This window comes from Nevskia sp. (genome assembly GCF_051860985.1).
Classification (GTDB): Bacteria; Pseudomonadota; Gammaproteobacteria; order Nevskiales; family Nevskiaceae; genus Nevskia.
In genome coordinates, this window is the sequence record NZ_JBIMKV010000006.1 from 161,944 (window position 1) to 175,250 (window position 13,307).

The 13,307-nt window shown below is 69.6% G+C and carries 14 protein-coding genes and 1 riboswitch; of the genes, 5 read left to right on the top strand and 9 right to left on the bottom strand.

All coding sequences use genetic code 11. The features are described from left to right. Complete coding sequence (locus tag ACTIGJ_RS08290; RefSeq protein WP_439639826.1) at window positions 1–792, bottom strand: M48 family metallopeptidase; 792 nt, start codon at window positions 790–792, stop codon at window positions 1–3. 95 nt (window positions 793–887) lie between these two features. Here ACTIGJ_RS08290 and ACTIGJ_RS08295 point away from each other — a divergent pair, with 95 nt between their 5' ends. Further along, window positions 888–1,343, top strand: a complete 456-nt coding sequence (locus ACTIGJ_RS08295; protein ID WP_439639827.1) for a DUF4864 domain-containing protein — start codon at window positions 888–890, stop codon at window positions 1,341–1,343. 16 nt (window positions 1,344–1,359) lie between these two features. Here ACTIGJ_RS08295 and ACTIGJ_RS08300 read toward each other — a convergent pair whose 3' ends face one another. Beyond that, window positions 1,360–2,160, bottom strand: coding sequence for an SDR family oxidoreductase (locus tag ACTIGJ_RS08300; RefSeq protein ID WP_439639828.1), 801 nt, complete (start codon window positions 2,158–2,160; stop codon window positions 1,360–1,362). A gap of 28 nt (window positions 2,161–2,188) precedes the next feature. Then, window positions 2,189–2,980 (bottom strand): inositol monophosphatase family protein, encoded by a 792-nt coding sequence (locus tag ACTIGJ_RS08305; RefSeq protein WP_439639829.1) that lies wholly within the window; start codon window positions 2,978–2,980, stop codon window positions 2,189–2,191. Window positions 2,981–3,060: 80 nt separating this feature from the next. Next, window positions 3,061–3,307: riboswitch (cobalamin riboswitch) on the top strand. A gap of 62 nt (window positions 3,308–3,369) precedes the next feature. On the opposite strand from ACTIGJ_RS08305, the gene ACTIGJ_RS08310 reads away from it, so the two are divergent. Together ACTIGJ_RS08310 and ACTIGJ_RS08315 are read left to right on the top strand one after the other, a co-directional pair. After that, on the top strand, window positions 3,370–5,259 hold the full coding sequence (locus tag ACTIGJ_RS08310) for a TonB-dependent receptor domain-containing protein (RefSeq protein WP_439639830.1): 1,890 nt from the start codon (window positions 3,370–3,372) through the stop codon (window positions 5,257–5,259). A gap of 65 nt (window positions 5,260–5,324) precedes the next feature. Beyond that, a complete protein-coding gene (locus ACTIGJ_RS08315) occupies window positions 5,325–5,879 on the top strand; it encodes a cob(I)yrinic acid a,c-diamide adenosyltransferase (protein ID WP_439639831.1) in 555 nt (184 codons plus the stop codon). 15 nt (window positions 5,880–5,894) lie between these two features. Here the strand turns inward: ACTIGJ_RS08315 and ACTIGJ_RS08320 are convergent, their stop codons facing one another. The 3 genes from ACTIGJ_RS08320 to ACTIGJ_RS08330 are packed head-to-tail and all read right to left on the bottom strand — an operon-like array spanning window position 5,895 to window position 9,094. After that, window positions 5,895–6,407 (bottom strand): hypothetical protein, encoded by a 513-nt coding sequence (locus tag ACTIGJ_RS08320; RefSeq protein WP_439639832.1) that lies wholly within the window; start codon window positions 6,405–6,407, stop codon window positions 5,895–5,897. Window positions 6,408–6,453: 46 nt separating this feature from the next. Next, the gene (locus ACTIGJ_RS08325) at window positions 6,454–7,995 is read right to left on the bottom strand and encodes a DHA2 family efflux MFS transporter permease subunit (protein ID WP_439639833.1); all 1,542 of its coding nucleotides are present in this window, start codon (window positions 7,993–7,995) and stop codon (window positions 6,454–6,456) included. A 16-nt stretch (window positions 7,996–8,011) separates the two neighbouring features. Continuing rightward, window positions 8,012–9,094, bottom strand: a complete 1,083-nt coding sequence (locus ACTIGJ_RS08330) for an HlyD family secretion protein (protein WP_439639834.1) — start codon at window positions 9,092–9,094, stop codon at window positions 8,012–8,014. 90 nt (window positions 9,095–9,184) lie between these two features. On the opposite strand from ACTIGJ_RS08330, the gene ACTIGJ_RS08335 reads away from it, so the two are divergent. Next, window positions 9,185–9,895: a TetR/AcrR family transcriptional regulator gene (locus tag ACTIGJ_RS08335; RefSeq protein ID WP_439639835.1), complete on the top strand. Its 711-nt coding sequence runs from the start codon at window positions 9,185–9,187 to the stop codon at window positions 9,893–9,895. Further along, entirely contained in the window at window positions 9,892–11,157 is a 1,266-nt protein-coding gene (locus ACTIGJ_RS08340; RefSeq protein WP_439639836.1) for a TolC family outer membrane protein, read from the top strand. The genes ACTIGJ_RS08335 and ACTIGJ_RS08340 overlap by 4 nt, the downstream gene beginning before the upstream one ends. A gap of 70 nt (window positions 11,158–11,227) precedes the next feature. Here ACTIGJ_RS08340 and ACTIGJ_RS08345 read toward each other — a convergent pair whose 3' ends face one another. Genes ACTIGJ_RS08345 through ACTIGJ_RS08355 form a run of 3 tightly spaced genes read right to left on the bottom strand, consistent with a single transcriptional unit; the run spans window position 11,228 to window position 13,271 of the window. Beyond that, the gene (locus tag ACTIGJ_RS08345) at window positions 11,228–11,845 is read right to left on the bottom strand and encodes a DUF2238 domain-containing protein (protein ID WP_439639837.1); all 618 of its coding nucleotides are present in this window, start codon (window positions 11,843–11,845) and stop codon (window positions 11,228–11,230) included. Beyond that, complete coding sequence (locus ACTIGJ_RS08350) at window positions 11,842–12,792, bottom strand: NUDIX domain-containing protein (RefSeq protein ID WP_439639838.1); 951 nt, start codon at window positions 12,790–12,792, stop codon at window positions 11,842–11,844. The genes ACTIGJ_RS08345 and ACTIGJ_RS08350 overlap by 4 nt, the downstream gene beginning before the upstream one ends. After that, window positions 12,789–13,271 carry a YiiD C-terminal domain-containing protein gene (locus ACTIGJ_RS08355; protein WP_439639839.1) on the bottom strand — a complete coding sequence of 161 codons (483 nt, stop codon included), beginning with the start codon at window positions 13,269–13,271 and terminating at the stop codon, window positions 12,789–12,791. The genes ACTIGJ_RS08350 and ACTIGJ_RS08355 overlap by 4 nt, the downstream gene beginning before the upstream one ends. Between the last annotated feature and the right edge of the window lie 36 nt (window positions 13,272–13,307).

Genomic DNA, 13,307 nt, shown 5'->3' on the forward strand with positions numbered 1-13,307 from the left:
TCAGACCCGCTTGCAGTCCGGGCGCCGGCCGTTGGCCAGCGCCTGCACGTAGACCGGCACGTCCTGCGGCAGGCGGCCTTCGATCTGGCGGATGCGGGTTTCGTCGGACGGATGGCTGGACGCGAACTCCGGCGGCTTCTGCCCGCCGGACTTGGCCATGTTCCGCCACAGCGCCGCCGCTTGTCGCGGATCAAAGCCGGCCTTGGCCATGTAGTCGAGCCCGAGCAGGTCGGCCTCGCTTTCGTGAGCGCGCGAAAACGGCAGCAGCACGCCGTACTGGGCGCCGGCGCCGAGCGCCGACATCAGCGTGTCGCCACCGACACCGCCACCGACCAGCACCTGCGCCATCGTCAGGCCGACGCTGGTGACCTGCTGCTGCGACACCCGCTCGTTGGAATGGCCGGCGATCACGTGGGCCACCTCGTGGCCGATCACCGCCGCCAGCTGGTCCGGCGTTTCGGTGATCGCCAGCAGGCCGGTGTAGACGCCGATCTTGCCGCCCGGCAGCGCGAAGGCGTTGACGTCCTTGGAGTCGAACACCTTCACTTCCCAGGTGCCGCCGACTTCCCGGGTGATCGCGTTGGCCACGCAGTTGACGTAGGCCGTGGTGCGGCCATCGCTGGTCACCGGCGTTTTCTTCGCGGTTTCCTGGAACGCGGTGGCGCCGAGCTGGTTCAGCTCGCTGTCCGATACCAGCTTGAGCTGCGAACGGCCCAGCGGCGAGGTCGCGCAGGCGGCCAGCGCGGTGATCGCGAGGCCTGACAGCACGAGATTTCTTGACGGTTTGCGCATCGGGGGAGGGTCTCCGGGGCCGCGCTATATTCGCGACCAGCCATTGTCTTTCAGTGTACGAGGTTGCCGCCGCGATGAGACCGATCCTGCCGCGCTTGATTCCCCTGCTCTGGCTGCTGCTGGCCGGCAGCGCATCGGCCGCCGGCGGTCCGCTGCAGCCGAAACCCGATCCGGCGCTGAACCCGGCCGCCGTCGTGCAGCTGCAGCTGGCGGCGCTGGCACGGGTCGACCAGCCGCAGCGCGATGCCGGGATGGCGGTGGTGTTCGGCTTCGCCTCGCCGGGCAACCGCAGCCTGACCGGGCCGCTGAAGCGCTTCGCGGCGATGATCCGCGAAGGCTACCCGGCACTGCTGAACCACCGCAGCAGCACGCTGGCGCCGCTGATCATGCAGGGCGACATCGCGCTGCAGGGCGTCGAGCTGATCGACCGCGAAGGCCGGCGACATCGCTACGTGTTCCAGCTGTCGAAGCAGCTGGACGGCGAATTCAAGGACTGCTGGATGACCGACAGCGTGCTGCAGGCGCCGGACGACCCGGAAGTGTCGACCTGACGCGGACGCGCGGCGCTCAGCCGCCGGTCATCGCCTTCTTGAGCCCCATGCTCATTGCCGACACACCGCCCAGCGACCAGCCGCCGTCGACGGCCAGCACCACGCCGGTCACGTAGCGGGCCAGCGGGCTCGACAGCCACAGCGCCGCCTGGGCGATGTCATCGGTGGTGCCATAGCAGCCCAGCGGCACGCTGTCGGTGATCAGCTGGTTGGCGCGCTCGTTCGGCGCCAGCCGGCGCATGCCTTCGGTGCCTTCGATCGGCCCCGGCGCGATGGAGTTGACGCGGATGCCGGCCGCGCCCCATTCGAGCGCCGCGACCCGGGTCACCATGTCGACGCCGGCCTTGGCCGCGCAGACGTGCATCTGGAAGTCCATCGGAATCCAGGCCTGTGGCGCCGAGATGTTGATCACCGAAGCGCCCGGTTTGGCCAGGTACGGAAAGGCCGCGCGCACTACGTGGAAAGTGCCGAGCAGGTCGATGTCGACCACGGACTTGAAACCGTTCGGCGAGATGCCGACGGCCGGCGCAGGGAAGTTGCCGGCGGCGCCGGAAACCAGCACGTCAATCGCGCCGAAGCGGGTGGCGGTGTCCTTGAACGCCGCCTCGACAGCGGCGTAGTCGCGGACATCCGCCGCGTGGCCGAAGGCTTCGCCGCCGTGCGCCTTCAGCGCCGCCACCGCCGCGTCGACCTTGTCCTGCTTGCGCGACATCACCACCACCCGGGCGCCGGCCTGGGCGAACGCATGGGCGATGCCGAGATTGATGCCGCTGGTGCCGCCGGACACGAAGACGGTCTTGTTTGCGTAGTCGTACATCGGATGCTCCAGGCAATCGGGAAGGGGGTCAGGCCGGCGCGGTCCAGGCCAGTTCGGCCAGCAGCTGCGGGTGCAGCGCCGGCGTGGCGGCCAGCACACTGGTGGTGGCCAGCGACAGCGGCCGGCCTTCGAGATCGGTGAACACGCCGCCGGCCTCGCGGACGATGACGCTGAGTGCGGCGATGTCGAGGATGTTGACGTCGGATTCCACCACCGCATCGATGCGGCCGGAGGCCAGCAGGTGGTAATGCAGGAAATCTCCGTAGCCACGGATGCGGTGGACCTTGCCGATTAGCCCGCCCAGCCGCGCCCAGGCCGGGCTAGCGGCCAGCCTTGCGAGATTGCCGGTCGACAGCGTGGTCTTGGCGATCGTCGCGGTGCCGGCGATCGTCAGCCGCTGGTTGTCGCACCAGGCGCCCTGGCCGCGTTCGGCATAAACCACTTCGCCGAGCGCGCCGTCCCAGCACGGCGCCGACGACACGCCGACGATCAGTTCGCCGTCCTTCATCAGCGCGATCTGGGTCGAGAACATCGGGTAGCCGCGCACGAAGCTCTTGGTGCCGTCGATCGGGTCGATCAGCCACAGGTGGCGGTTGTCGCCGGTCTCCTTGCCCAGTTCCTCGCCGAAGAAACCGTGATCCGGGAAATGCTGCTTGAGCACCGACTTGATGACCCGCTCGGCGGCGATGTCGACTTCGGTCACCGGGCTCGAATCGGCCTTGGTCTCGACCTCGAACTGGCCGCGGTAGGCGCGGCGGATCTCGGCGGCGGCGGCTTCGGCGGCCTCGAGGGCGGCGGCGAGGTAGGGACTGACGGTCAAGCGCGGACTCCAGGGCAACGCGGGGGCGAATGATAACCGTGCCCGGCGACCCGCCCGGCAGGCAGATCGTATGGTGGGATACCATATTGCCGTTCGCAGGTGCCCTGAACCCCGCTCGACACGGTGTCAGGGTTAAACGGGAAGCCGGTGCGTCGCCCCGCCACACGGGATCGACAAACCCGGCACTGCCCCCGCAACGGTAGATGGGAGTGCTTCGGCCACCGCCACTGGATCGTGTCCCGATCCGGGAAGGCGTCGAAGGAAGGCTCGCGCGGCATTGCGCCTTCGCCCATGAGTCCGGAGACCGGCCTGGAACGGGTCTGCATGCATCCGTGTGCAGGTATTCCGATCAGTGCGCTTGCGGGGACGCAGGCCACGGGAGACTCCAGATGAAATCCGCGTTGTTGGCGGCGCTCGTTGCAGCGCCTGCGCTTTGCCTTGCCCAGCAGAATCCTTCCTCCTCGACCGCGCCGGCGCCGGCTGCCGGCAGCACCGATGCGCCGGTGGCGCTCGATCCGGTGCTGGTCACCGCCAGCCGCACACCGCAGCCGCAGTCGCGGATCGGTGCGGCGACCATCGTCATCGACCGCGCGCAGATCCTCGCCGCGCAGGCCGGTGACATCGCCGAGCTGCTGCGCTTCCATGCCGGCATCGAGATCGGCCGCAGCGGCGGCCCGGGCCAGCTGACCTCGGCATTCATCCGCGGCGGCGAGTCGAACCACACGCTGGTGCTGATCGACGGCGTCCGCGTCAACCCGGCGACGGCCGGTGGCGCGGCGCTGCAGAACCTGGCGCCGGACATGATCGAGCGCATCGAGATCGTCAAGGGTCCGCGCTCGACGCTGTACGGCTCCGATGCGCTGGCCGGCGTCATCAACATCATCACCCGCGGTGCCTCGACGCAGCAGATCGACGCCAGCATCCGCGGCGGGTCCTACGGCACCGTCGACGGCTCAGCCAGCTACGCCAACCGCATCGGCGCCTACGGCTTCTCGGTGCAGACCGAACAGCAGCGCACCGATGGCCTGTCCGCCTGCGAAGGCGGCCCGGACAAGAGCGGCTTCCGCAACAACTCGGTCAACGTCAAGGCCAGCGCCGACGCCGGCATCGCGCTGTTCGAGGCGCGCGCCTACAACACCCAGGGCAAGGTCGAGACCTACGACTCCTGCAGCCCGCTGTTCGGCCTGAACCCGGCGGCGCAGGCGTTCCGCAACCAGGTTCTGGCGCTGTCGGCGGCGGCGCAGCTGCTCGACAACTGGGACTCGCTGCTGACCCTGAGCCGCGGCGAGGACCGCATCCACCAGTACACGTCGCCGGACACCGTGCGCACGATCCGGCCGATGCTCGACTGGCAGAACACGGTCACCGTGCTGCCGGAGCTGCGGGCGCTGTTCGGCGGCCAGGTGTCGCAGGAGCGCGTCGATGCGCTGAGCTTCGGCTCGACGATCCACCAGGTGGTCGATCTGTACAACGTCTTCCTGCAGACGCAGTACGACCGCGCCGAGCACCATCTCCAGCTGGCCGGCAGCCTGCTGAACCACGACGCCTTCGGCAGCCGCTTCACCTGGAATGCCGAGTACGGCTACGACCTGCCACGCACCGCCCAGCTGGGCACCAGCCTGATCGCCGCCGCCGGCAGCGGCTTCCGGGCGCCGGACGCCACCGACCGCTTCGGCTTCGGCGGCAATCCGGATCTCGACCCGGAACGCTCGCTGAATCTCGAAGTCGGCGTTCGCCAGCGCTGGGGCACGTTCCAGACCTGGGACCTGCGGGCTTTCCGCACCCGCTACCGGGATCTGATCAGCGTGCAGTTCGACCCCGCGAACGACGCCAACATCGATTTCGGCTTCCGTGCCGTCAATGTCGACCGCGCCAAGAACGCCGGCCTCGAAGCCACCTACCGGTACGCCGACGGCCTGTGGTCCGGCACCCTGAGCGGCATCATCCAGAACCCGAAGGACCGCTCCGACGACAGCCCGCTGCTGCGCCGCGCGCGCCGCAGCGTCACGGCGCAGCTGCGCCGTGACATCGGCAACGTCTATCTGGCGACCGATGTGCTCGGCACCTCCGACCGTGCCGATGTCAGCGCCGTGACCGGCGCACCGACCAAGGATTCCGGCTACCTGCTGTGGAATCTCGGCGCAGGCGTCAAACTGCCGCATGGCTTCTCGCTGGCCGCGCGGCTGGAAAACCTGCTGGATCGCGACTACCAGACCGCGGCCGGCTACCGGCAGCTCGGCCGCGCCGTCTACGGCACGCTGCGCTGGGAACAACGCTAGCCACCACCCGATCGCAGGCCGGCGCCACCCGCCGGCCTGCCCGCTCGACAAGGACTGACTGCACCATGGGCAACCGGCTTTCGAAGATCGTCACCCGCACCGGCGACAAGGGCACCACCGGCCTGTCGAGCGGCGAGCGGGTGCCGAAGACCCACCTGCGCGTGCAGGCGATGGGCGATGTCGACGAACTGAACTGCTGCATCGGCCTGCTGCTGGTGCAGCCGCTGCCGGACGACGTGCGCGGGCCGCTGGCGCAGACCCAGCACGAGCTGTTCGATCTCGGCGGCGAGCTGTCGATGCCCGGCTTCGAGCTGGTCAAGCCGGGCTATCTCGCGCGCATCGATGCCGAGATCGAGCGCCTCAACGAGGCGCTGCCGCCGCTCAAGGAATTCGTGCTGCCGGGCGGCAATCCGTCTGCCGCTGCCGCGCATCTGGCGCGGGCGGTGGCCCGGCGCGCCGAACGCGCGGTGTGGTCGGTGAAGGCCGACGATGCCTCGGTCAGCGATCGGGTGCCGCAGTACTTGAACCGCCTGTCCGACTACCTGTTCGTCTGCTGCCGCGTGCTGGCCCGCCTCGACGGCGGCCAGGAAGTCAGCTGGAAGCGCAGCGACATCGCCTGACGGCGGCTGCGCCGATCAGGGCGAGACGGCCTTGATCGGATCGCGGTAGTCGGCCGGGTTGCGGCGCTCGCCGAGCACCGGCGGCACGCCCGGGCGGGCGTCGGGCTTGGCATCGAAATCCTTCTGCTGTTCGAGGAAGGCCTTCTGCTCGTTGGTCAGCTTGTTGGCGTCCTTGGGCAGCGAGTCGTACCAGGCGCGCAGCTTTTCGAGCCGATCCAGCTCGCGCTGCTGATCGGTACCCAGACCCGGCAGCTGCTTGATCTGGTTGCGGCGCTTGCGATCACCTTCGGCGAGCGGATCGAGTTCGCCCTCGACCTTCACTTCAGGCAGCTTCTGCATCGGCGCAGTGTGCTCGCCGTCCTTCTCCTTGCCCGCTTCCGGCACCGCCTGCGGCGCACCCGCCAGACCCTGGCCGTCCTTCAGCAGGAACTGCGCTTCGGCCGACAGCGAGACCGCCAGCCAGCCGGCCGCGAGCGTGCGCGTGACGAGGGCGCGGGGACGCCGGAGCTGACGCGGGGACTGGTTCATGGCGACGAAGAATCCGGGAAGGGAATGACGGGACTGTACCGCAGCTTCAATGGCCAGCGGCCGGCTGGGCCGTGGCCTGCGGCGCGCGGATCAGCGGCAACAGCAGCAGCACGCCGGCCATCAGCATCGCGATCAGCGCGAACAGGTCGCCGAAGGTCATCACGGCAACCTGCTGCTGCATCTGCTGGGCCAGCAGCGCCAGCGCGCCGGATTCGCTGCCGGTGATCGCCTGGCCCCGGGCCAGCATCTCCTGCACCGGCCGATGGCTGGCGCGCAGCGATTCGTCGAGCATCTGCCAGTGCAGCCAGCTGCGTTCGTTGATCAGCGTGTTGACCAGCGCCAGCCCGAGCGCGCCGCCGATGTTGCGCATCACGTTGAACAGGCCGCTGGCGTTCTTGACCTCGGCCGCCGGCAAGGTGCCGAGCGCGATGTTGGTCATCGAGAACATGCACAGCAGGAAGCCGCTGCCGCGAAACACCTGCGGCACGATGAACTCGACGGCGCTCCAGTCGGCGGTCAGCCGGCTGTTCAGCCAGGCGCCGATCATCACGTTGACCAGGCCCATGCCGAGCATCGCCTTGTGGCTGATCACCCGCGACAGGCGGCCGGCCAGCGGCGCGGTCAGGAACATCGCCGCGCCCTGGGCAATCATCACGTGGCCGATCTGCAGGCTGTTGTAGCCGCGCACCTGGCCGAGGAACAGCGGCGTCAGATAGACCAGCGTGTAGAGCCCCATGCCGACCGCCATCGCCAGCACCGTGCCGAGCGCGAAGTTGCGGTTGGTGAACGCCCGCAGGTTCACGATCGGATGGGCGGCCGTGAACATGCGATGGAAGAACAGCAGGCCGCCGAGTGTGGCAATCACCGCGCAGGCGGCGACCGAATCCTGGGCGAACCAGTCGTTGCGCGGGCCTTCGTCGAGCGTGTACTCGAAGCAGCCGAGGAACACCGCCATATAGGCGAGACCGCGCAGATCGATGGTCTTCAGCAGCTCCGGCTGCGGTTGGTCGATGCGCACCAGCCGCCAGACCGCGTAGCCGACCGCGAGGCCCGGCAGCACGTTGATCAGGAACAGCCAGTGCCAGGAAAACGAGGCGGTCAGCGAGCCGCCGATGGTCGGGCCGATCGACGGCGCCAGGGTTGCGGTGAGGCCGAACAGCACCTGCGGCAGCACCCGCTTCTCGGCCGGGAACATGATGAAGATCGACGCCGAGGTGGTCGGGATCATGCCGCCGCCGAGGAAGCCCTGCAGCACCCGGAAGACGATCATCGACTCCAGGTTCCAGGCGGTGGCGCAGGCGGCGCTGGCCAGGGTGAAGCCGATGGCCGAGATCGTGAAGTAGACCCGCGTCGACAGCAGCCGGGACAAGTAGCCGGACAGCGGAATCGCGATCACCTCGGCGATCAGGTACGAGGTCTGCACCCACTGGATCTCGTCGGCGCTGGCCGACAGCCCGGCCTGCAGCTGGTTGATCGACGAGGCAACGATCTGGATATCCAGGATCGCCATGAAGTTGCCGAACATCATCGCCAGGTAGCCGAACCAGGCGAGGCGGGCACGCGGATCGGCGACGGCAGCGGCGTTCATGGCAACGCGGATCGACTCAGTGCGCGGCGCCGCGGGTGTCGACGCTGGCTTGCACCGACAGCCCCGGCCGCAGGCGGTCGGCCAGCGCGTGGCCCGGTTCCAGCGCGATCCGCACCGGCACCCGCTGGACGATCTTGGTGAAGTTGCCGGTCGCGTTCTGCGCCGGCAGCAACGCCCATTCGGCGCCGGACGCCGGCGAGAAGCTGTCGACCCGGCCGTGCAGCGGCTGACCCGGAAACGCGTCGAGTTCCAGTTCCACCGGCTGGCCGGGCTGCATCGCGCGCAGCTGGGTTTCCTTGAAGTTGGCCTCGACATAGAGCTGATCCAGCGGCACCAGCGACAGCAGCCGCTGGCCGGGCTGCACGCGCTCGCCGAGCCGGGCCGACAGATCGCCGACGGTGCCGGCCACCGGCGCCCGCAGCGCGGTGGCGGCGAGGTCGATCTCGGCCAGATTCAGCTGTGCTTCGGCGGCGGCGACCGCCGCTTCGAGCCGCGCACGGCTGGAGTCGCTCAAGGTGCTCAGCGCCCGTTCGGCGGCCTGCACGGCAGCGGCAGCGCGGGCCACGCCGGCCACCGCGTTCTGGTGCGCGGCTTCGGCGTTGTCGAGCCGCTGGCGGGTGGCGACGCCATCGCGCAACAGGGTCCGCGCGCGTTCCAGTTCCTGCGCGGTCTGCCGCTCGCTAGCGCGGGCGGCGACCAGCTGGGCGCGGACTTCACTGATCGCGGCGTCCTGCTGGCTGCGCTGCTGGCCGTTGCCGGCCAGCGCGGCGCGCGCTTCGGCGACTGCGGCGCGGGCGCTGTCGACGCGGGCGGCGTAGTCGCGGCGGTCGATTTCCAGCAGCAGGTCGCCGGCCGCCACCGTCTGGTTGTCGCGTACCTTCAGCGCCACGATCTCGCCACCGACGCGCGGCGAGATCACCGTGATGTCGGCACGGACATAGGCGTTGTCGGTCGATTCGATGAAGCGACCGACCTGCCACCAGCGCCAGCCGAAGATCGCAGCGGCGGTCAGCACCGCCAGCAGCACGGCGATCCGCAGCCAGCGGCGCAGCGGGGAAGTCGATTCAGAGGCTTCGGGAACGGTGGCGGTGGTGGCCATTTCGGTTGTCCTGCCGGGGCTGCGCGTGTTGCGACGGCGGCGATCGGCTGATAGTGTACTGTACGTTACAGTTCATTCTGATCGGTCGTCATGGCCAAAGTCAAACCTGCTCCATCAACCGCCGAAGCCGCCGGGCCCGTCCCTGCGGCCGATCCTGCCAAGGCGGTCGGCGTACGCGGCGAACGCCGTCGCGAGGCACTGCTGGCCGCTGGCCGCGCGGTGTTCCTGGAGTCCGGCTACGAAGGCGCGAGCATCGAGGAAGTGATGCGCCGGGTCGGCGGCTCCAAGGCCAGCCTGTATCGCTACTTCGGCAGCAAGGAAGGCCTGTTCGGCGCCATCATCGAGTCCGGCTGCCGCGAGTTCATGGGCCGTTTCCGGGTGCCGACCGGGGCCGACGACGACATCGCCGCGACCCTCACCGAGATCGCCCGCCGCTTCGCCAGCCTGTTCCTCGACGCCGAACGGCGCGAGCTGTTCCGGATCATGATCGCCGAGATGCCGCGCTTCCCGGCGCTGGCCCAGCGCTTCTACGAAAACGGCCCGGCGCGCGCCCGCAAGCTGCTCGGCGACTACTTCCAGCGCCAGCACGAGGCCGGCCGCCTGCACTGCCCGGACCCGGAATTCGCCGCCGTGCAGTTCATCGAGATGGTCAAGGCGGCGCCGCAGCACCGGGCGATGCTCGGCCTGTCGCCATTCCTGCCGGGCCGCGACGCCGCGCAGCACATCGCCGGCGTGGTCGACCTGTTCCTGCACGGCTGCGCGCGCGCGCCGGCCGCCACCCCGAAGGACGCTTCCCGATGACGATCAAGGCGCTGGCCGCCGCCGGCCTGTTGCTGCTGTCCACCGACGCCGCTGCGATCAGCCTGCACGAGGCCGCCGCGCTGGCGCTGCAGCGCGACCCGAGGCTGACCGCCGCACACCGGGCCACCGATGGCAGCGCCGCCGACGTCGAGGTGGCGCGTGCCGGCCTGCGGCCAAGCGTCAGCGCCCAGGTCATCGGCGGCCGGTCGCGGCTGTATACCGACGCGCCGTTCCCGGTGGCCGGGCCGCGCAATCCGCTGAGCTGGGGCCTGGTCGCGACACAACCGCTGTACAGCGGCGGCCGGCTGAGCGCGCAGATCGACGACGCCCGCTCGCGGCTCGAAGCGGCTCGCGAAACCGAGACCGCCACCGAGCAGCAGCTGCTGTTCGCGGCGGCCGCTGCCTGGCTGGACGTGAAGCGCGACCGGGCAGTGATCGGGCTCAACGAAGGCAATGCCGAAACGCTGGCCCAGGCGCTGGCCGATACCCGCAAGCGCTTCGCGGCCGGCGAAGCGACCAGGACCGATGTCGCCCAGGCCGAGGCGCGGCTGGCCGAGGCCCGGGCGGCGCTGGAGCGGGCGCGGGCCACGGCGGCGGTCAGCGCGGCGGCATTCGAGCGGGTGGTCGGCGCGCCACCGGATGAGTTGCCCGGCGACTGGCCGCGACCGGCCGTGCCAGCGACGCTCGCCGAGGCACAGGCGCTGGCCACCGCGACACCGGCGGTGCGTGCCGCCGATGCCGATGCGCGCGCGGCGCGGGCGCGGATCGTCGCGGCCCGGGCCGGCCATCTGCCGACCCTGAGCCTGGAAGGCGAGGCCAATGACGCCGACGATTCCACCTTCACCTACGACCGGCAGACCTACTGGTCGGTGCAGCTCAAGGCGAGCCTGCCGATCTACGCCGGCGGCGCAGTCGATGCCCGGGTGTCCGCTGCCCGTGCCGGCGCCGCCGCCGCCGATGCCAGCGCCGACGACACCCGCCGCGCCGCGCAGGAAGCGATCGCCCAGGCCTGGGCGCTGTACCGCGCTGCCGATCAGGTGATCGCCGCCTATGACGCCGAGGTGACGGCCAGCGAACTGGCGCTGGACAGCGTCAAGCGCGAGCGCGACGCCGGCACCCGCACGACGCTGGATCTGCTCGATGCCCAGCGCGATCTGCTGGCGGCGACCGTCAACCTGGCGGGCAGCCACCACGACCGCTCGCTGGCGGCGCTGCAGCTGCTGGGTGCGACCGGCCAGCTGCGTCTGGACGCGATTCCCTGACGCCGGTCAATCCGGTGCTACTTGCCCGGCGGTCGTGTCCGGGTCCCGGCTTTCGCCGGGATGACGCGCGTCAGCGGATGCGCGCCATCGAGCGGTCATGCCAGCGAGCCAGGACCGTCACCGCCAGGCTGCTGCCGATCAGCGCCATGAACATGTCGGACTGCGTATCCCAGGGATCGCCCTGGGTGCCGAGGAATTCCTCCGCCCCCTGGCCGAGCGCCAGCGCCGCCGCCCATTCGATCAGCTCGTAGACGGCGCTGATCGCCATCGCCACGCATACCGCCAGCGCGGCGGCGAGTACCCGGTCAGCCACCAGCCGGTGACGCAGCAGCAGCTCGCGGACCGCCAGCGCCGGCACCAGTCCCTGGGCGAGGTGGCCCAGCTTGTCGTAGGGATTGCGCTGCAGCTCGAACGCCGCTTTCGCCCATTCGCCCAGCGGCATCCGCGCGTAGGTGTAGGCGCCGCCGCCGATCAGGATCAGCGCGTGAACGGCGATCAGCGCGTACAGCAGCCGGCTCAGCGGAAAGCGCTGGCCGGTGGCGGCGAGCAACGGCAGCACCAGCAATACCGGCAACACTTCCATCAGCCAGGTCAGCCGGTCGTAGGGATCGATCGCAGACGCGGCGAGCGCCACCAGCACCGGCAGCAGCAACAGCAGCCGGAAGCCGGGATCCGGCAGCGGCTTCACGCCAGCTGCGCGGCGATGAAGGCCGACCAGACCGGGTCCGGCGTCCAGACCGCCAGCAGGTCGCGTTCGGCGATCTCGCGCGGCACGCCGGCCTTGAGCACCCGCCACAGGAACAGGAAGGCCGACACCCGCTTGTTGGCCGCGCAGTGGACGAACACCGTGCTGTCGCGGGATGCCGCCATCGCCGCACAGAAGCGCTCGAAGTCGTCACGGGTCGGCGCATCGAACAGCACCGGGATGTGGTGGTAGCGCATGCCGTGGCGGGCGACGATCTGATCCTCGTCCGCCAGCGCGTGATCGGAATCGGGCATCGACAGGTTGATCACCACGTCGACGCCGATCACCTTCAGGCTCTGGAATTCCTCGGCACTGGGCTGGCCGGCGGTCAGCAGGCGTTCGCTGATCTCGTGCCAGTGGCGCGGCTTGCGCAGCATGTTCAGATCGAACGGCGGCGGCGTGAAGCCCCGGCGCAGCTGCAGGTCGCGGACCGCATAGCCGGTGCCGGCCGGCCACGGCTTGATCTTTTCCAGCGGCAGCTTCTTCCACTCGACCAGCTCCTCGCCGAGCTGCACGCGGCCTTCGGCGATCACGTGGTAGGCGATGATGATCTGGTTCATCCGCTCGAACGGATAGAAGCCGATGAACTCGCCGATCCTCCCTTTGAGGCCCAGCTCTTCCTCGACTTCGCGCAGCACGCCGGATTCCGGATGCGGGTCGTTCTTTTCCAGGAAGCCGGTGATCAGCGCGAACATCTTCGGCGGCCAGGCGGCATTGCGGGCCAGGATGATTTCACCCTCGTGCTCGACGATCGCCGCGACCACCGGCACCGGGTTGTCCCAGTAGACGAAGCCGCAGCTGCGGTCCGGACAGGCGATGCGCTGCATCTCGCCGTGCAGTGCCAGTTCCAGCGGCTTGGCGCACTGCGGGCAGTACTTGTAACGGCTCATGGCAAGGGGGCTCGCGGATCGGGCGTGGGTTCGGAATCGGCTTCAAGAAACGCGGCGAAGCGGCCGCGATGGCTGGCCATCGCCCGGTGTTCGGCGACCAGGGTGGTGTCGATCGCGATGCGGGCGCGGCGGTGCCGGCGCAAGGTGGCGACGAAGCGCGGCCATTCGGCTTCCGGCAGTTCGGACACGGCACTGAAATCGCTGCTGACCGGTTCGCGGAACTCGCATTCGCTGTGCTGCACGACGATGCGGGCCCGGACGCCGATGGCATCCAGCGCGCTGGCCACCAGCGACCAGCCGCCGAGGATGCCGAGCGTGGCCAAGCTGCCGCCGAAGGCGGTGCCGTGCAGGTTGTGATTGGCGGCGAGCGGCGCGCTGATTTCGAGCCGGCGGCCATCGAAGGACCGGACTTCGGTGGCCATCGCGGCGGTCAGGGGAATGGTGCGATGCAGCTGTGCAGTCAGGGCTTCGGGACTCATCGGCGAACCTTACTCGATGGCCGGAAGCGCTGTCTT